Source organism: Enterobacter sp. NFIX58, from assembly GCF_900110475.1.
Taxonomy (GTDB): Bacteria; Pseudomonadota; Gammaproteobacteria; order Enterobacterales; family Enterobacteriaceae; genus Enterobacter; species Enterobacter quasiroggenkampii.
In genome coordinates this window covers 539,512-556,698 of record NZ_FODW01000003.1, presented here as the reverse complement: position 1 = coordinate 556,698, position 17,187 = coordinate 539,512, and the positions used below count along the sequence as shown (strand labels likewise).

Here is a 17,187-nt window from a genome sequence, read left to right as displayed (position 1 = left end):
CCTTATTAAAAAAGGGAATAGCAGCAGTATAGTAAGTAACCGGCGAAGAATTATCCGGTTTTACGCTGACGCGTCTTTTTCACCGGTTTAATTGATTTCACTTCGCTTTCTACCCAGCCGTCTGACAGACGCGTCGTCAGCACATCGCCAGTATTCACCTGTTTGGTTTGCTTCAGCACCTTGCCGTCCGTCGCCGTCGTCACGCTATAGCCGCGCGCCAGCGTGGAGAGGGGGCTGACCGCTTCAAGGTGGGTCACCGCATTGCCAAAGCGTTCGCGGGTGGTGCTCAGTCGCGCGCGGAGAGTGTCCGCCAGACGGTACTCCAGCTGTTGAATCCGCGTTTGCGCGCGATAAATTTTCGGCTGCGGGTTCTGCTGGTTCAGACGCTGCGTCACGCGCTGTTGGCGCGACACCGCGCGCTTGATCTGCGTGTCCATCGCCACGTTCATGCGCTGGCGCAGACGCTCCAGCACGGTTTGCTGACGCGCCAGACGCAGCTGCGGGTGTTGCTGCTGAAGACGGTGATGAAGCTGGGTAAAGCGACGGGTCCGGTTGGCGAGGTAGTAGTCCATCGCCATCTCAAGACGTTGCTGGCCGCTCTGGATCTGACGCAGCAGCTCCAGCTGGTTGCGGCTGACCACCTCTGCCGCCGCGGACGGCGTCGGCGCGCGGAGATCCGCGACAAAATCGGCGATCGTCACGTCCGTTTCGTGGCCGACGGCGCTCACCACGGGGATCTGACTTGCAAAGATTGCCCGCGCCACGCGCTCGTCGTTAAAGCTCCACAGATCTTCCAGCGAACCGCCGCCGCGTCCGACGATTAAGACGTCGCACTCCTGACGGGCGTTCGCCAGCTCAATGGCGCGCACAATCTGCCCCGGCGCATCGTCACCCTGCACGGCGGTCGGGTAGATGATGACGGGCAGGGAAGGATCGCGACGTTTCAGGACGTGCAAAATATCGTGCAGTGCCGCACCGGTTTTCGAGGTGATGACACCCACGCAGTGGGCAGGCGAGGGTAGTGGCTTTTTGAACTGCTGGTCGAAAAGTCCCTCTTCCGAGAGCTTCGCCTTTAACTGTTCGTACTTTTGCTGCAGCAGGCCTTCGCCCGCAGGCTGCATGCTCTCGACGATAATCTGATAATCACCGCGCGGCTCATACAGGGTGATATTGGCGCGCACCAGAACCTGCTGGCCGTGCTGAGGGCGGAACGTCACGCGGCGGTTGCTATTGCGGAACATCGCGCAGCGCACCTGAGCGGTATCGTCTTTTAGCGTAAAGTACCAGTGGCCGGAGGAGGGCTGCGTGAAGTTAGAGATTTCACCGCTGATCCAGACCTGTCCCATTTCCTGCTCAAGCAGCAAACGCACCGTCTGATTAAGGCGGCTGACGGTATAAATTGAGGAGGATTGAGAGGATAACATGTGAGCGGGATCAAATTCTAAATCAGCAAGTTATTCAGTCGATAGTAACCTGCTGAGAGGCAATCGCAAGCTTTTTTATAAAAAAGTGTAGATGCAATCGGTTACGCTCTGTATAATGCCACGGCAATATTTAACCACCCAGGTCAGAGATATTGCCCATGCTACGTATCGCTAAAGAAGCACTGACGTTTGACGACGTCCTCCTCGTTCCCGCTCACTCCACTGTTCTGCCGAATACTGCCGATCTCAGCACGCAGTTGACGAAAACCATTCGCCTGAACATTCCTATGCTCTCTGCGGCAATGGACACCGTGACTGAAGCGCGCCTGGCTATTGCCCTGGCACAGGAAGGTGGCATTGGCTTTATTCACAAAAACATGTCTATCGAACGTCAGGCGGAAGAAGTTCGCCGCGTGAAGAAACATGAATCCGGCATCGTGTCCGATCCACAGACCGTTCTGCCAACTACCACCCTGCACGAAGTGAAGGCCCTGACCGAGCGTAACGGCTTCGCCGGTTACCCGGTGGTGACCGAAGAGAACGAGCTGGTCGGTATTATTACCGGTCGTGACGTGCGTTTCGTGACTGACCTGAACCAGCCTGTCAGCGTGTACATGACGCCAAAAGAGCGTCTGGTCACCGTTCGCGAAGGTGAAACCCGCGACGTGGTGCTGGCAAAAATGCACGAAAAACGCGTTGAAAAAGCGCTGGTTGTTGACAGCAACTTCCACCTGCGCGGCATGATCACCGTTAAAGATTTCCAGAAAGCAGAACGTAAGCCTAACGCCTGTAAAGACGAGCATGGCCGTCTGCGCGTTGGCGCTGCGGTAGGCGCAGGTGCTGGTAACGAAGAGCGCGTTGACGCGCTGGTTGCTGCGGGCGTTGACGTCCTGCTGATTGACTCCTCTCACGGCCACTCCGAAGGCGTGCTGCAGCGTATTCGTGACACCCGTGCCAAATACCCTGACCTGCAGATCATCGGCGGTAACGTGGCCACTGGCGCAGGCGCTCGCGCGCTGGCTGACGCTGGCTGCAGCGCGGTCAAAGTGGGTATCGGTCCTGGCTCTATCTGTACCACGCGTATCGTGACCGGCGTGGGCGTTCCGCAGATCACCGCGGTGTCTGACGCGGTTGAAGCCCTGGAAGGGACCGGTATTCCGGTTATCGCTGACGGCGGTATCCGCTTCTCTGGCGACATCGCAAAAGCCATCGCCGCTGGCGCCGCTGCCGTGATGGTTGGCTCCATGCTGGCCGGTACCGAAGAATCCCCGGGTGAAATCGAACTCTACCAGGGCCGTTCTTACAAATCCTACCGCGGCATGGGCTCCCTGGGCGCGATGTCCAAAGGTTCCTCTGACCGTTACTTCCAGACCGATAACGCTGCTGACAAACTGGTGCCGGAAGGTATCGAAGGTCGCGTTGCCTATAAAGGCCGTCTGAAAGAGATCATCCACCAGCAGATGGGCGGCCTGCGCTCCTGTATGGGTCTGACCGGCTGTGGTACCATTGACCTGCTGCGTACTAAAGCGGAATTCGTACGCATCAGCGGTGCGGGTATCCAGGAGAGCCACGTTCACGACGTGACGATTACCAAAGAGTCCCCGAACTATCGTCTGGGCTCCTGATAAGTTTCCGCGCCCGGCTTCTGCCGGGCGCTCTGTTTTTGTTTCACTTGCCTCGGAATTAGCGTCAATGACGGAAAACATTCATAAACATCGCATTCTCATCCTGGACTTCGGTTCGCAGTATACTCAGCTGGTGGCGCGTCGCGTACGTGAACTGGGCGTTTACTGTGAACTGTGGGCGTGGGATGTCACGGAAGCACAGATTCGCGAATTCAATCCAAGCGGCATCATCCTGTCCGGCGGCCCGGAAAGCACCACCGAAGAGAACAGCCCGCGCGCGCCGCAGTACGTGTTCGAAGCTGGCGTGCCGGTATTCGGCGTTTGCTACGGTATGCAGACCATGGCAATGCAGCTGGGCGGCCACGTAGAAGGCTCCAGCGAGCGCGAGTTCGGCTATGCGCAGGTTGAAGTGGTTAACGACAGCGCGCTGGTGCGCGGTATCGAAGACTCCCTGACCGCAGACGGCAAACCGCTGCTGGACGTGTGGATGAGCCACGGCGACAAAGTCACCGCTATCCCGTCTGACTTCGTGACCGTTGCCAGCACAGAGAGCTGCCCGTTTGCCATCATGGCGAACGAAGAAAAACGCTTCTACGGCGTGCAGTTCCACCCGGAAGTAACCCACACCCGTCAGGGTATGCGCATGCTGGAGCGCTTCGTGCGCGACATCTGCCAGTGTGAAGCCCTGTGGACCCCGGCAAAAATTATCGACGACGCCGTTGAGCGTATCCGCCAGCAGGTTGGCGATGACAAAGTGATCCTCGGCCTCTCCGGCGGCGTGGACTCCTCCGTGACCGCGATGCTGCTGCACCGCGCTATCGGCAAAAATCTGACCTGCGTCTTCGTGGACAACGGCCTGCTGCGCCTGAACGAAGCCCAGCAGGTTATGGACATGTTCGGCGACCACTTCGGTCTGAACATCGTTCACGTGGAAGGCGAGCAGCGCTTCCTGGACGCGCTGAAAGGCGAGAACGATCCGGAAGCAAAACGTAAGATCATCGGTCGCGTGTTCGTGGAAGTGTTCGACGAAGAAGCGCTGAAGCTGGACGACGTGAAGTGGCTGGCGCAGGGCACCATCTACCCTGACGTGATCGAATCCGCGGCATCCGCCACAGGCAAAGCGCACGTCATCAAATCTCACCACAACGTGGGCGGCCTGCCGAAAGAGATGAAGATGGGGCTGGTGGAGCCGCTGCGCGAGCTGTTCAAAGACGAAGTGCGCAAGATCGGTCTGGAACTGGGTCTGCCGTACGACATGCTCTACCGTCACCCGTTCCCGGGCCCGGGTCTGGGCGTGCGCGTGCTGGGCGAAGTGAAGAAAGAGTACTGCGACCTGCTGCGTCGTGCGGACGCGATCTTCATCGAAGAGCTGCACAAAGCTGACCTGTACAACAAGGTAAGCCAGGCGTTCACCGTGTTCCTGCCAGTTCGCTCTGTCGGCGTAATGGGCGATGGCCGTAAGTACGACTGGGTTGTTTCCCTGCGTGCGGTGGAAACCATCGACTTCATGACCGCGCACTGGGCGCACCTGCCGTATGACTTCCTGGGCCGCGTGTCTAACCGCATCATCAACGAAGTGAACGGTATTTCCCGCGTGGTGTATGACATCAGCGGTAAGCCACCGGCTACGATTGAGTGGGAATGATTTCCCAACCGGATACGTCTGGTACTAACAGGTTCTAAATTATCTCTAAGCCCGCGGATTGCGGGCTTTTTTTTGGGCCATGGCTGGCAATACCATGTCAGGTGAGTGCCACGAGCGGGCGCAACGTAATGCTATCCATTAAATCCTTATTCGATGCGTTCCACATTTGGATGACGATCGGTTGCGGATTCATGGAAAATGTCACCCAGCCAGCCGGCAATCTCGCCTTCAGTCATATCGTCAGGAATAGCGATGTCATAGAGTCGAGAAAACTTTCTCTCCGTCAGGTCAGCACGAAATACCAGCCACCGATCATGCTTACGTTGAACGCCAATATGCCGTCCAAAAACGTTATATATCAGCATATGCAATCTCCGATCATGCTAGTGAGTTCCTGTATCTATGATACATGTCAGATCAGGCCAGAGCGTAAATCGTACAAATATGAAAGGTCAGCGTTCGCATCTCGCTTACAGTGGACATCATGCTTCTGTATCTGCTCTGTCTGCTCTGTGCCAAAAGCGGACTTTACAAATGTCATGATAACTGCTAATGAATCTTGGGGTACGACTAGCCGTTGAAGTCTATAAAAATAAAATCGCCTATCTGCAGTTACTTATCTATATTTTAAATCGATATAAAAAAGCGTAATATTCATAGTTAAATTAGTCACCTATATGTGAAGAGGTTTATCAAGATGGAAGTTAAACTAATAGCTAAAAGCCCTAAAAATTGCGATGAAAACGAGTTAAAAACATTCGAAAAACTAGTAATCGAGGGGGCTGAAGTCGATTCTGTGGGGCTAAGTGGAAGGATATCTAATGCTGAGCATCTGTTCTTTATCTATGCCAAGGAGCAATGTGTTGGTATTGGCGCAATCAAGCATCCAGATGCAGGGTATAAATTAGGTTCTTTTATAAAAGCAGGTGTTCCCGAGCAAGAAAAATACGATTGTGAGCTAGGATGGATCTACGTCAATGAAAAAATGAGAGGACTACAACTAGGAAATAAATTAATGGAATCAATATGTAATTACATGTCTGAAAATTTATTAGACAAGAGATGCTTTGCAACAGTTCGTCAAAATAATGATCGTATGCAGCATTTGTTCGTAAAGTATGATTTTTCAAAAGTCGGTAATTCATACTTAAGCAGAAGGGGTGATTATTTCCTAGATCTATATGTAAAGGCATAATCAGCCCAAATATTCATATTTAACCACGTGCCTACTTCTTTACTTAAATAAAATTGAGTAGGAAGCTAAATACTTCAATTCCCGCTCCTCGCTCTCCACTGCGGCGGCTCTGTGCCAAGAGCGGATGACTTTTAATAATTCATGTACTTTTAAAGAGTTTTGCATATCATTTTTTATTTTCTTCACCATCTTGTTGCTGCTGATCAGTTTCTACCTTATGTTCCTGCGGGTTGGTTGGCCGCGTAGGAGGAAAAGTTTGGGCTACGTGGTAAAGACCATGATCATTGATATAATGGAGATGCTTATTTCTCTCTGCCAACTGTTCTTTGGCTTCATTAAATGCAGCTTCCGCTTTGGGTAGCAAATTTTTAGAACCAGCCATTATGTGGTAATCATAACCTTCTAAAAGGAATACTTCGCTAACAAATTTATCCACTGCTGCTTTAGTAATTCCTTTCCCGTAGCTCTTAACATCAACCCTTGCTTTAACACGAGTGTTATCTAACACAATGACCGCACGGGCCTCTGAGTCATCTTTGAACGTCCCTTCACCAATACCAATAACGGTTTCTATATCACTTTTACTTCCTACAAGAACAATATCGACTCCCTGATCAGCGGTGTGCGTACTTGTTGGCCTGAGCGGCTCAATCCCACCTAAAGCAATGCTTGCGTCATTCAGAATACCCAACACCATCAATTCACCGTTTTTACCCTTATTATCACTCATTGTTAAGGCTCCAGCTGAAGGATGGCAAAATCGTTATAAAGGCTGTATTCAAGTTTGAGGTTAAGTAGATGCCGAAGCTCAGTCATGTGCATTATTTTTGAATAATGTTCCGCTCGATCTTCCTCTTTAGCGATAAGATCAGCCGCGGCAATTATTAGCTCGTCAATAAATTTCTCGGCCTTCAATTTTACTTGTGTAATTGCATCACCTGCTATGCAGGGATACCCGACTTCATCAGTACCTGATTCATCACCGTAGATCACGACCTTCTGTTCACCTATTACATCATAGATTTCTGACAAAAAATCATCCTCAACATGGCAATTTTTCGTGCCCGGAAATTCCGTGCCATCAATCAAGTGGAGGTCTTGTGATTGAGGGTAAATCTTGAAATATAATGTTGCCATAATCCCTCCTAGGGTTAGCTTTAGAATGACCATAATACCTTACTTGCAGTAAGCATAGTAGTAGCTATCAGATGGCTAAGTCTTTTGAAGACATCACTATTAAGTTGGTCAATGTTAAAATTCGGTGATGATGAAAAGTTGATATAAAAAGTCATAAGTATATGATTTATAAAAATAAAAATCACTCAGCACATTTTTTCAATATCAAAACAACCACCTTTAGGAGGAATGATTATCACTTCAGTAGGCGGAGCTCTATTCTCGTCCATGATTCCAGCGGTCTTACCAGTGGACCAAAATTGACACCACCAGCTTCGGCATGTTCCGATATCATTCTCGCATCAAGGTGTGAGTAATGAGATGATTTTCGTCATTCAATTAAGTCTCTACCAATTCATGGATGAGGAATACCCTCATTCATAGCAGAGATTACTAAGAATGTGGCGTAATGCGTGTCTGGATACCCACGCTACGATGGCCTGTGAGAACTGACAGCCAGTAATCTGGGCGTTATGGGCTATAGATGTCTGCTCCTCACTCATAGCTGCCGGTTAAATATTTTTTATTCATCATGCGAGGCGGCAGTCATCATCGCTGATGGTCCCAATAAGCTCTATAAATAATAGAAAGGAAAATTAAGGCTGTTCTTCTGCAATATTGGCAGAGCCAACGGTCAGCTCATAGTGATATTTCGCAAGTTCAAGTTGATCCATATCGCCATTGTGCTCAAAGTCGTCTTTTGCAGCCTTAAGCATGTCATCCGCTTTTTGTCTCAGTATCCCGGTTGTTGTTTTCTTCGTTTTTACGGCCTGAACAAGACGTTTGCAGAATGTTTCACCATCAGTCATTTCAAGATTTGCATCTTTCAAGCTATCGGGTGTTGAAACGGTCGGTGCAAGGCTGCTGTTGAAAAATGCCGTAGTCGCCAACTTGTAGCAGGGGGATTTTGCGTTTGCAAATTGAGTGAATAACAACATGAGGAAAAAGAAGTGTTTTAATCCGCAGCAACATTTCATTGTTTTATCTCCGTTAGTGATTAGGTAGTTATCGAGCAGAATACGCGATTCTTTAGGTAAAATTTTGTCATTGGGAATAAATTTTAGTCTGTCCGGTTGGTCGTGGATTAAAGGGAAGAAATAACCAAGGTCACAGGTGGAGGATTACTTAACAGCTGATTTTTCCCTGTCAGTAGAGCTGGGGGTAATCACTGAACTGTCTAGGTCGCATAGAAAATAGACTGAATGCCCCGGTTCTGGCAGAAAGTGGGGAGTAATGATTACGGTATGCCCATTGTTGGTACCATATGCCTTACAAGTGGTCGACGAACAGAATTGGCGGCCCGTTGGGCTGCGGCCGTAGAGCCCTGAACGCCCTAGGAGTAGAAATTATGGCCTGACGAATGCTGGTTACTGCAGGTTTACTTGAAGTTGTATGGGCTTATGCAATGAAGTTGTCCGATGGATTTACCCGCCCACTGTACTCGATAGTGACTTTCATCGGCATGATAGCAAGTTTTGCCTTACTCTCGGCGGCAATGCGCTCATTACCGCTGAGAGCGGCTTATACCATCTGGACTGGGATAGGAGCAGTAGGCTCATTTGTTGCTGGTCTGTATTTTCTCGGAGAACCCGCAACGCCGAAGCGCATACTCGCTGCGTTGGTGATTGTAGCGGGCCTTATTATGATGAAACTGGCATCCTGAGATATCCGCAGTGTTGGGCTGGGGCAATCTGACCCAGCAGCATCACCTATTTGAAGCAGCATCTTTATGTCCGCTTCTCGCTCAGAGCGGACCCGCCCACAAGCACACTCCCTTTAGCGCATAGTCGTTCAGGTCTTTAAATCGCATGACTCACCGGGATAGGGCCCTTACAATTGCCTCCGAGCCGAACTTTAGACGACTATTTAAGTCAACAAAAAGCTAAACGGGCTGTTTCCTGTTGAAACTCAGAACCCTCCAGGGTTTTTCACCCTCATGATGGTACCACCGCGCCCGGCGTAAAGCCGACACTCATTAACCAACGGAGATTATCATCTTGAACAAATCAATACTCGCATGCTCTGTGGCCGTGCTGCTGGTCGTGTCCGCCATGTCCGCCCAGGCCAGGACCCCCGCCAGGCTCAAGTCGCCAGTATCGGGCGTGCTCTGCGACCGATATGTATGCGCCAATGACAAGGGATTATCCCGCGCGTTGACAGAGACCTATCTCGGTAAGAAGGCTGCTGCAAACGAGGTGTTCACGTCGAGCAATGTCGATCTGACTGAATTCACCTTTGCCAACGGTATTTTCTGCGATGTGAAGGAGCGACTGTGCCGTGAAGATCGCTATTATGGCGCGAACGGACAGCGCTCCGGGGCGGTGTCTAAAAAGTACACAACGCTGCTCTTTGGCGAATAATGGTGATGAAAAGAGACCACAGTGAAAGGCTACGTTATAGAGATATAAATTATATTTTGTAGTGTATATTATAAATGCTGATCGGGTTGTCAAAATTAAATTTCTTGTTATTGGTTATGTTGCGGAATATTACTCTGTCACTACGCTTTAGCTGAGCGTAACAGTGAAGCGGTCTGGTTACGTGAATTCCCATTCACTACCATGAGCGAATAAAGGAATGAAAAACCGCATAATGATTGTCGGCGGCGGCACGGGAGGAACCATTGTTGCCAACCTGCTGGCCAGGAAATTACGACGTGAAATTGCTGCCGGTCAGGTAGAGCTGGTACTGATTTCCGAATCACCAGTGCACTACTACAAACCCGCTTTTATGTATGTCGCCTTTAACCTCTTCCATCACCATGAACTGGCCCGGCCTGAACGGCAATTACTGAGTCCGGAAATTCAATTTATTACCGACAGGATTGAATCTTTCGATTTTAAGCAGCGTCGACTGTACGGAGCCAGTAAGCGACATTACGACTGGGATCTGCTGGTTATTGCCACCGGCTGCACACCTTTTACACAAAAAATCCCTGGCCTTGCCGACGCGGGCGATCATTTTTATCAATACGCGGCGGCCAGACAATTAGCGCATAAGCTCTCCACCATTAAAAAGGGGCGAATATTTATTACCGTCTCTTTCCCGGAAACGCCGAATGTGCCCCACCAGTGCGGCATCGCCCCTATTGAAACCACGCTGATGGTTGACGATTATCTGCGCCAGCGTGGGGTGCGTAATCAGGTTGAGATTGTTTATACCTATCCGACCGTCGCGCAGCTGCTGCGAAACTGCCTGTTCCTGCAACGTCCGGTGGGGGAGGCGCTTGGCGATATTTTTGCCGCCAAAGGAATACAGCATCAGCGTGGTTTTACCTTAAGCCATGTCGATCCTGACAGCAAAATTGCCTATTCCGCCGAGGGCGATTCACAGAATTTCGACATCCTGATGGCAACGCCTCCCATTCGGGCAGTCGACGCGGTGCGTGATACCGGGCTTAGCGAGGTTCAGAACGGTGAAGGCTGGCTGCCGACGGATCACCAGACGCTGGGCGTCTACGGTTTAGAAGGGGTATATGTGATCGGCGATACCGTCGATCTGCCGATCAGTAAAGCGGGAGGGTCGTGCCACAACCAGGCGCCCGTCATTGCTGACAACATTGTGGCGGAGCTCTACGGCAGACCGCCCGGAAGCGGTAACCATTATGATGGACGGGTTCAGGCCGTCGCGCAGATGGGGCTCTGGGCCGGCATGCCGTTGGTATATGACTATCGCAATGACGTGACCCCCATGCCGGCGACAAAACTCGGCGGCATGCTGCGAAACGGTTTTAACCGTGGACTGTATTGGGGCGTCGTGAGGGGGATGTTCTGATGAGTGACCAGGAACAGTTACTAAAAAGCCTTGCCCCGCTTATGGCGGGCAATCGCCTGAATAATCTGGTTGATCTGCTTGCCGTCGTCGCAGACCTGCTGGAAATGGCCGATAACGCGATGGTCGAAAAACTGGCTGGCGTTTTTGACGATGTCGTGACCGTCGGCTGGGAAGGGGGAACCGCGCTACGCATGGCGTGGGGGGAGCAGGTTAACCGGGAAGGGGATATCTCGCTTCGTCAGGTGTTTACTATGCTCAACGACCCTGATACCCGCCGCGGCATCATGCTTTTGCTGCGCGTGTTACAGATTACGGGGCAGCGTCTAAATGCCCTCGCTTCGGTCAGCTATCCTGAGTGTCCTGAGATCGAAAACCGCTAAGATCGAGCGGATGTTCACCGGAAACGGCGATTATGCCGGGTAGCGGGTTTATGTTACCCGGCCTGTTGAGCGGTACCGTGGGCTATTTATCCCCGCCACCCAACCGATACGCCAGCGCCACCACCAGCGACTGCACCAGGCACAGCGTTGCCGACTGAGACCGAAACGCGTCTACCTGCGCCTCTTTCACCACAAAGCAGAGATCGCTGAACGTCGCCAGCGGGCTGATTTGGCTGTCCGTAATCACGATCTGCCGCGCGCCAACGCTGGCGGCGGTTTCGCTGACCATCACCGTCTCTTCCGCGTACGGCGAGAAGCTGATCGACACCACAATGTCGCGCGACTTAATACGGCTGATCTGCTCGCGCAGCATCCCGCCCATGCCGTCGAGCAGGATAGGGCGGCACTCCAGATGGCTCAGTGCATAGGTAAGGTACGCGGCGACGCTAAAGGAGCGGCGCAGTCCGGCGATGTAGATGGTATCGGCGTCGGCCAGCAGCTGTACCGCGCGCTCCAGCATCTCCGGCTCGGCGCGGGCGGCCAGCTGCTGCAGCGCCTGCGCGTTTGAACGGGCAAACTCCTGCAGGATATCGAGCGGCGTTTCCGGCACGGCCTCGCTCTCCATCTCGCGGAACAGACGGGCGCGGTCGCTGTAGCTGGCGGTCTCCTCCACCAGGTTCATGCGAAACAGCTGTTTCATTTCGTTGAAGCCGGTGAAGTCAAAGGCGTTGGCAAAGCGGATCAGCGTCGAGGGCGGCACGTCGGCGCGCTCGGCAATGACGGCAACCGTATCGAAGGCTACGCTGTTGGTGTTGTCCAGCACGTAGCGGGAGACCTGCTGCAGCCTCTTGCTCAGGCTATCGTAGCGATCGCGGATTTGCTGCTGCAGTTCGTTCAGGCTGGTTGCTGTCGTCATCTTATCCCCCAAATACAGTCATATGATTCTAAACGCAAAACCGCGTCTTTTAAATGTCGGCCATCCATCTGGCAGCAAAAATGAAACAGAAGCTTCAGTCATTTCCTCGCCCGAAATCCCTTAATAGCGCACGCGGCGTCAGTGGTGCTGGCTGTTAACATAAAAATCCATCCTTGATCACAATAATCATCATTTATTTTATTTCAACTTAAAATGGAATATTTGTTTCATATATAGTGGTCAGTACACAGTGTTCAGGTCACAGTCACGTATCAACAGCGAGAGGTTAAGGATGGAGACGGTAGCGAATTTTATTCACGGCGAATGTGTCACCGGTTCAGGCCAGCGCGTTCAGGCGATCTTCAACCCGGCCACCGGCGAGCAGATCCGCCAGGTGGTGATGAGTACGGCACAGGAAACGGAGCAGGCGATTGCCGCCGCGCAGCAGGCGTTTCCGGCGTGGGCGCGTCATGCTCCGCTTAAGCGCGCGCGCGTGATGTTCCGCTTCAAAGCGCTGCTGGAAGAGAACATGGATCGCCTGGCTCGCCTCATCAGCGAAGAGCACGGCAAGGTCTTCTCCGACGCGGTGGGCGAACTGACCCGCGGCCTGGAAGTGGTGGAGTTTGCCTGCGGTATTCCGCATCTGCAAAAGGGCGAACACTCGGCGAACGTCGGGACCGGCGTCGACAGCCACTCGCTGATGCAGCCGCTCGGCGTCTGCGCCGGGATCACGCCGTTTAACTTCCCGGCGATGGTGCCGATGTGGATGTTCCCGATTGCGCTGGCGACCGGGAATACCTTCGTGCTGAAACCGTCGGAAAAAGACCCTTCTCTGGCGCTCGCGCTGGCGCAGCTGCTGAAAGAAGCCGGCCTGCCGGACGGCGTCTTCAACGTGGTGCAGGGCGATAAAGAGTCCGTTGACGTGCTCCTGACCGACCCGCGCGTGCAGGCGGTGAGCTTTGTCGGCTCCACGCCGATTGCGGAATACATTTACCAGACCGCGTCCGCCCACGGTAAGCGCTGCCAGGCGCTGGGCGGTGCGAAAAACCACTGCATTTTAATGCCGGATGCCGACATGGAGATGGCGACTAACGCCATCATGGGCGCGGCCTACGGCGCGGCGGGCGAGCGCTGCATGGCGCTCTCGGTGGTGCTGGCGGTGGGGGATAACACCGCCGATGACCTCTGCGCCCGGCTCGAAAAACAGATTGCCGGGCTGCGCGTCGGACCGGGGCTCGACCAGACGCCGGAAAACGAAATGGGGCCGCTCATCTCCTCCGCGCACCGTAGCAAGGTGCTGGGCTACATCGACAGCGGGGAAGCGCAGGGGGCGACGCTTCGCGTGGACGGCCGCGGCTTTAGCGTGAAGGGCCACGAGCAGGGCTATTTCGTCGGGCCGACGCTGTTCGATAACGTCACCCCGGAGATGACCATCTATAAAGAAGAGATTTTTGGTCCGGTGCTTTCTGTGGTGCGCGTAGCAGATTACGCCAGCGCGGTGGACCTGATTAACCGCCATGAATATGGTAATGGCTCGGCAATCTTCACCCGCGACGGTGGCTGCGCGCGTCGCTTCTGCGAAGAGGTGCAGGCGGGCATGGTGGGGGTCAACGTGCCAATCCCGGTGCCGATGGCATTCCACAGTTTTGGCGGCTGGAAGCGCTCCATCTTCGGGGCGCTCAACGTCCACGGCAACGACGGCGTGCGTTTCTACACCCGAATGAAAACCATCACCGCGCGCTGGCCGGAAATGCAGCAGGAGACAGGCGCTGCGTTCTCCATGCCGACGCTGGGCTGACAGGAGGCGTTATGCAAACCGAACGTATGACCATGGCTCAGGCGCTGGTCCGGTTCCTTAATCAACAGTACGTTAGCGTGGATGGTCACGAAACGCCCTTCGTGGAGGGCGTCGCCACCATATTTGGGCACGGCAACGTGCTGGGTATCGGCCAGGCGCTGGAGCAGGATCCCGGTCATCTGCAGGTGATGCAGGGCTGCAACGAGCAGGGCATCGCCCATATGGCGACGGGATTTGCCAAACAGCATCGGCGTCAGCGCATCTTTGCCGTCACCTCCTCTGTCGGTCCGGGCGCCGCCAATATGGTCACGGCCGCGGCAACCGCCACGGCGAACCGCATCCCGCTGCTGCTGCTCCCGGGCGATATCTATGCCAGCCGCCAGCCCGACCCGGTGCTGCAGCAGATTGAGCAGTATCACGACCTCAGCATCAGCACCAACGACTGTTTCCGTCCGGTCTCCCGCTACTGGGACCGCATTAACCGCCCCGAGCAGCTGATGAGCGCGATGCTCAGCGCGATGCGAACGCTTACTGACCCGGCAGATACCGGTGCGGTGACGATTTGCCTGCCGCAGGACGTGCAGGGGGAAGCGTGGGATTACCCGCTGAGCTTCTTCGCGCGTCGCGTGCACCACATCGAGCGCCGTCCGCCCGATCCGCAGCGTCTGGCGCAGGCGCGGGCGCTGATCGCCCGCAAGCGTCGTCCGCTGGTGGTGTGCGGCGGCGGCGTGCGCTATTCCGGCGCACATGAGGCGTTTCGCGACTTTGTCGAGACGCTGCAGCTGCCGTTTGCCGAAACCCAGGCCGGAAAGGGGGCGCTGGTAAGTGACCACCCACTTAACCTCGGTGGCGTAGGGGTGACGGGCGGAATGGCGGCCAACCAGCTCGCGCCGCAGGCTGATCTGGTGATTGGCATCGGCACGCGCCTGACCGACTTTACCACCGGCTCCAAGGCGCTCTTTTCCCATCCGGATGTCGAATTTCTGCTGCTGAACGTGGCCGAGTTTGACGCCCTGAAGCTGGACGCCACGGCGCTCATTGCCGACGCTCAAACCGGGCTCGAGGCATTGACCCACGCGCTTGGTGATTACCGCAGCGGCTGGGGAGAGGCAATCGCTGAGGCGAAATCCGCCTGGCGCGACGAGTGCCGTCGCCTGTGGGATCGCCAGTGGCGTCCGGACGACGCGCCCGAAGTGGCGGGGCACCTGGACGCGCAGTTGGCGGAGTACGGCGAGACGCTCAACACCCGCCTGACCCAGACGCGGGTGCTGGGGCTGATCAACCAGCATATTGAAGATAACGCCATCGTGGTGGGCGCGGCCGGTTCGCTGCCGGGCGATTTACAGCGCCTCTGGCAGGTCAAAACGCCGGACAGCTATCATCTGGAGTACGGCTACTCCTGCATGGGTTACGAGATTGCGGCAGCCCTCGGCGCGAAGCTTGCCCGGCCCCAGCAGCCGGTATACGCCATGGTGGGGGATGGCTCCTACATGATGCTGCACTCCGAGCTGCAAACTGCCGTTCAGGAGGGCATTAAGGTCACCGTTCTGCTGTTTGATAACGCCAGCTTCGGCTGCATTAACAACCTGCAGATGGGGCACGGCATGGGCAGCTTTGGCACGGAAAACCGCCATCGCAACCCGGAAACCGGACGGCTTGACGGTCCGCTGGTGAAGGTCGACTTCGCGCAAAATGCGCAGAGCTACGGCTGCCGCGCGTGGCGGGTGCACGACGAGCAAACCCTGCTGGCGGCGCTGGAGGCGTCCCGCGCGCATCCTGGCCCCACGCTGCTGGACATCAAGGTGCTGCCGAAGACCATGACCCACGACTACGCCTCCTGGTGGCGAACCGGTGATGCGCAGGTGGCGGAATCATCTGCCGTGCGTGAAGCCGCGGAGCAAACGCAGGCGCAGGTGAAAAAAGCCCGTCAGTATTAAGTTTTTCCGTCGTAACGAAATTTTCATTTCATTTTCCCCTCACCCTAACCCTCTCCCCAAAGGGGAGAGGGGATGGTGTGGTGCACTCTTTTCTCCCTCGCCCCTTTGGGGAGAGGGCCGGGGTGAGGGGAGCTGCTGTATGTCCTCCCATGTTGTGAGATTGATAACAAAATTTATCTCATTCATCTCAAAAGTGTTAACCCGCACTCAAAAACATAATTTTCACTATTTATAAAAATGAAATAAATGTTTTATTTATAGGGTCGTTAGTTCACAGCATTCACCAACACCGGGAGCCGTTATGTTTAACATTGCTTTACTGGGCGCTGGCCGAATTGGCCAGGTACATGCAGCTAACATCGCCGGCCACGGCGCGACCACGCTCTGGTCCGTGGTTGACCCGAATCAGGAATTTGCCACCCGCCTCGCCACGCAGTATCAGGCCCGCCAGCAGAGCCTGGATGAAGCGATGACCGACCCTAACGTTCACGCCGTGCTGATCGCCTCCGCCACCGATACCCACGCGGACCTGATTGAAATGGCCGCCCGCCACGGCAAGGCCATCTTCTGTGAAAAGCCGGTCCACCTCGACCTCGCCCGCGTGCGCGACTGCCTGAAGGTGGTCAAAGAGTATGACGTGCCGCTGTTTATCGGCTTTAACCGCCGCTTTGACCCGCAGTTCCGCCGCGTGAAAACCGACGTGCAGGCCGGGCGCATCGGCAAGCCGGAATCGCTGCTGATCATCTCCCGCGACCCGTCTCCACCGCCTGCGGAGTACGTGCGCGTCTCCGGCGGCATGTTCCGCGATATGACCATTCACGATTTTGACATGGCCCGCTTCATCATGGGCGAAGAGCCGGTGTCGGTGTATGCCCAGGGCAGCAACCTGGTGGATCCGGCGATTGGCGAGGCGGGGGATATCGATACCGCGTTTATCGTTCTGAAATACGCTTCCGGCGCGATGGCGACCATCGTCAACAGCCGTCGCTCATCTTACGGCTACGACCAGCGCCTGGAGCTGCACGGCTCCGAAGGGCTGCTGTGCGCGGGCAACATTCTGGAAAACCAGGTGCAGCACTACGGCAAACAGGGCTGCACCAGCGCGCTGCCGGAACACTTCTTCCTGCAGCGCTACAAATCCGCTTACGCCGCGGAATGGGAACACTTTGTCGCGGTCCTGCGCGGCGAAGCGGTGCCTGACTGCAGCGGCGATGATGGTGAACGTGCGCTGTACCTTGCGGATAAAGCGCTGGAGTCACTGCGCAGCCAGCGCGAGATCGTCCTCTAAACACCACAACCCTACACAGAGAGACATAA

16 protein-coding genes are annotated in these 17,187 nt (G+C 54.6%); 10 read left to right on the top strand and 6 right to left on the bottom strand.

Annotated elements, in window-relative coordinates:
• Nucleotides 1-50: 50 nt before the first annotated feature.
• The gene (gene xseA / locus BMW97_RS15940; RefSeq protein ID WP_045908561.1) at nt 51-1,424 is read right to left on the bottom strand and encodes an exodeoxyribonuclease VII large subunit; all 1,374 of its coding nucleotides are present in this window, start codon (nt 1,422-1,424) and stop codon (nt 51-53) included.
• Between the two features lie 158 nt (nt 1,425-1,582).
• Between xseA and guaB the strand changes: the two genes are divergently transcribed.
• On the top strand, nt 1,583-3,049 hold the full coding sequence (gene guaB, locus BMW97_RS15935) for an IMP dehydrogenase (RefSeq protein WP_008502128.1): 1,467 nt from the start codon (nt 1,583-1,585) through the stop codon (nt 3,047-3,049).
• A 67-nt stretch (nt 3,050-3,116) separates the two neighbouring features.
• Nucleotides 3,117-4,694: a glutamine-hydrolyzing GMP synthase gene (gene guaA, locus BMW97_RS15930; RefSeq protein ID WP_008502126.1), complete on the top strand. Its 1,578-nt coding sequence runs from the start codon at nt 3,117-3,119 to the stop codon at nt 4,692-4,694.
• A gap of 146 nt (nt 4,695-4,840) precedes the next feature.
• On the opposite strand, the gene BMW97_RS15925 is transcribed toward guaA, so the two are convergent.
• A complete protein-coding gene (locus BMW97_RS15925) occupies nt 4,841-5,059 on the bottom strand; it encodes a DUF7661 family protein (RefSeq protein ID WP_045908562.1) in 219 nt (72 codons plus the stop codon).
• Between the two features lie 332 nt (nt 5,060-5,391).
• On the opposite strand from BMW97_RS15925, the gene BMW97_RS15920 reads away from it, so the two are divergent.
• Entirely contained in the window at nt 5,392-5,889 is a 498-nt protein-coding gene (locus BMW97_RS15920) for a GNAT family N-acetyltransferase (RefSeq protein WP_045908563.1), read from the top strand.
• 166 nt (nt 5,890-6,055) lie between these two features.
• Here the strand turns inward: BMW97_RS15920 and BMW97_RS15915 are convergent, their stop codons facing one another.
• From BMW97_RS15915 to BMW97_RS15905, 3 genes are all read right to left on the bottom strand, one after another.
• Nucleotides 6,056-6,619: a hypothetical protein gene (locus BMW97_RS15915; RefSeq protein WP_045908564.1), complete on the bottom strand. Its 564-nt coding sequence runs from the start codon at nt 6,617-6,619 to the stop codon at nt 6,056-6,058.
• A 2-nt stretch (nt 6,620-6,621) separates the two neighbouring features.
• A complete protein-coding gene (locus tag BMW97_RS15910; RefSeq protein ID WP_139177210.1) occupies nt 6,622-7,026 on the bottom strand; it encodes a hypothetical protein in 405 nt (134 codons plus the stop codon).
• 635 nt (nt 7,027-7,661) lie between these two features.
• A complete protein-coding gene (locus tag BMW97_RS15905; protein WP_045908566.1) occupies nt 7,662-8,042 on the bottom strand; it encodes a hypothetical protein in 381 nt (126 codons plus the stop codon).
• Between the two features lie 383 nt (nt 8,043-8,425).
• On the opposite strand from BMW97_RS15905, the gene BMW97_RS15900 reads away from it, so the two are divergent.
• The 4 genes from BMW97_RS15900 (at nt 8,426) to BMW97_RS15885 (ending at nt 11,219) form a co-directional block, all read left to right on the top strand.
• Complete coding sequence (locus BMW97_RS15900) at nt 8,426-8,728, top strand: DMT family transporter (protein WP_090392985.1); 303 nt, start codon at nt 8,426-8,428, stop codon at nt 8,726-8,728.
• Between the two features lie 334 nt (nt 8,729-9,062).
• The gene (locus BMW97_RS15895) at nt 9,063-9,425 is read left to right on the top strand and encodes a YcgJ family protein (RefSeq protein ID WP_368086738.1); all 363 of its coding nucleotides are present in this window, start codon (nt 9,063-9,065) and stop codon (nt 9,423-9,425) included.
• 217 nt (nt 9,426-9,642) lie between these two features.
• Nucleotides 9,643-10,839, top strand: coding sequence for an NAD(P)/FAD-dependent oxidoreductase (locus BMW97_RS15890; protein ID WP_045908567.1), 1,197 nt, complete (start codon nt 9,643-9,645; stop codon nt 10,837-10,839).
• Nucleotides 10,839-11,219 (top strand): DUF1641 domain-containing protein, encoded by a 381-nt coding sequence (locus tag BMW97_RS15885; RefSeq protein ID WP_023617688.1) that lies wholly within the window; start codon nt 10,839-10,841, stop codon nt 11,217-11,219. Before BMW97_RS15890 ends, BMW97_RS15885 begins: the two co-directional genes overlap by 1 nt.
• 82 nt (nt 11,220-11,301) lie before the next feature.
• On the opposite strand, the gene BMW97_RS15880 is transcribed toward BMW97_RS15885, so the two are convergent.
• Entirely contained in the window at nt 11,302-12,135 is an 834-nt protein-coding gene (locus BMW97_RS15880; RefSeq protein ID WP_045908568.1) for a MurR/RpiR family transcriptional regulator, read from the bottom strand.
• A gap of 292 nt (nt 12,136-12,427) precedes the next feature.
• Between BMW97_RS15880 and BMW97_RS15875 the strand changes: the two genes are divergently transcribed.
• From BMW97_RS15875 to iolG, 3 genes are all read left to right on the top strand, one after another.
• The gene (locus tag BMW97_RS15875; protein WP_045908569.1) at nt 12,428-13,933 is read left to right on the top strand and encodes a CoA-acylating methylmalonate-semialdehyde dehydrogenase; all 1,506 of its coding nucleotides are present in this window, start codon (nt 12,428-12,430) and stop codon (nt 13,931-13,933) included.
• Between the two features lie 11 nt (nt 13,934-13,944).
• Nucleotides 13,945-15,870: a 3D-(3,5/4)-trihydroxycyclohexane-1,2-dione acylhydrolase (decyclizing) gene (gene iolD, locus BMW97_RS15870; RefSeq protein WP_045908570.1), complete on the top strand. Its 1,926-nt coding sequence runs from the start codon at nt 13,945-13,947 to the stop codon at nt 15,868-15,870.
• Nucleotides 15,871-16,171: 301 nt separating this feature from the next.
• Nucleotides 16,172-17,158 (top strand): inositol 2-dehydrogenase, encoded by a 987-nt coding sequence (iolG, locus tag BMW97_RS15865; RefSeq protein ID WP_045908571.1) that lies wholly within the window; start codon nt 16,172-16,174, stop codon nt 17,156-17,158.
• Nucleotides 17,159-17,187 lie beyond the last annotated feature (29 nt).

What these genes read in the sequence shown, in the direction of transcription:
- iolD (WP_045908570.1), top strand. Translation starts at nt 13,945, where the DNA reads ATGCAAACCGAACGTATGACCATGGCTCAGGCGCTGGTCCGGTTCCTT.
- BMW97_RS15910 (WP_139177210.1), bottom strand. Translation starts at nt 7,026, where the DNA reads ATGGCAACATTATATTTCAAGATTTACCCTCAATCACAAGACCTCCAC.
- BMW97_RS15890 (WP_045908567.1), top strand. Translation starts at nt 9,643, where the DNA reads ATGAAAAACCGCATAATGATTGTCGGCGGCGGCACGGGAGGAACCATT.
- BMW97_RS15900 (WP_090392985.1), top strand. Translation starts at nt 8,426, where the DNA reads ATGCTGGTTACTGCAGGTTTACTTGAAGTTGTATGGGCTTATGCAATG.
- BMW97_RS15920 (WP_045908563.1), top strand. Translation starts at nt 5,392, where the DNA reads ATGGAAGTTAAACTAATAGCTAAAAGCCCTAAAAATTGCGATGAAAAC.
- BMW97_RS15875 (WP_045908569.1), top strand. Translation starts at nt 12,428, where the DNA reads ATGGAGACGGTAGCGAATTTTATTCACGGCGAATGTGTCACCGGTTCA.
- iolG (WP_045908571.1), top strand. Translation starts at nt 16,172, where the DNA reads ATGTTTAACATTGCTTTACTGGGCGCTGGCCGAATTGGCCAGGTACAT.
- BMW97_RS15915 (WP_045908564.1), bottom strand. Translation starts at nt 6,619, where the DNA reads ATGAGTGATAATAAGGGTAAAAACGGTGAATTGATGGTGTTGGGTATT.
- BMW97_RS15885 (WP_023617688.1), top strand. Translation starts at nt 10,839, where the DNA reads ATGAGTGACCAGGAACAGTTACTAAAAAGCCTTGCCCCGCTTATGGCG.
- guaB (WP_008502128.1), top strand. Translation starts at nt 1,583, where the DNA reads ATGCTACGTATCGCTAAAGAAGCACTGACGTTTGACGACGTCCTCCTC.
- BMW97_RS15905 (WP_045908566.1), bottom strand. Translation starts at nt 8,042, where the DNA reads ATGAAATGTTGCTGCGGATTAAAACACTTCTTTTTCCTCATGTTGTTA.
- guaA (WP_008502126.1), top strand. Translation starts at nt 3,117, where the DNA reads ATGACGGAAAACATTCATAAACATCGCATTCTCATCCTGGACTTCGGT.
- xseA (WP_045908561.1), bottom strand. Translation starts at nt 1,424, where the DNA reads ATGTTATCCTCTCAATCCTCCTCAATTTATACCGTCAGCCGCCTTAAT.
- BMW97_RS15880 (WP_045908568.1), bottom strand. Translation starts at nt 12,135, where the DNA reads ATGACGACAGCAACCAGCCTGAACGAACTGCAGCAGCAAATCCGCGAT.
- BMW97_RS15925 (WP_045908562.1), bottom strand. Translation starts at nt 5,059, where the DNA reads ATGCTGATATATAACGTTTTTGGACGGCATATTGGCGTTCAACGTAAG.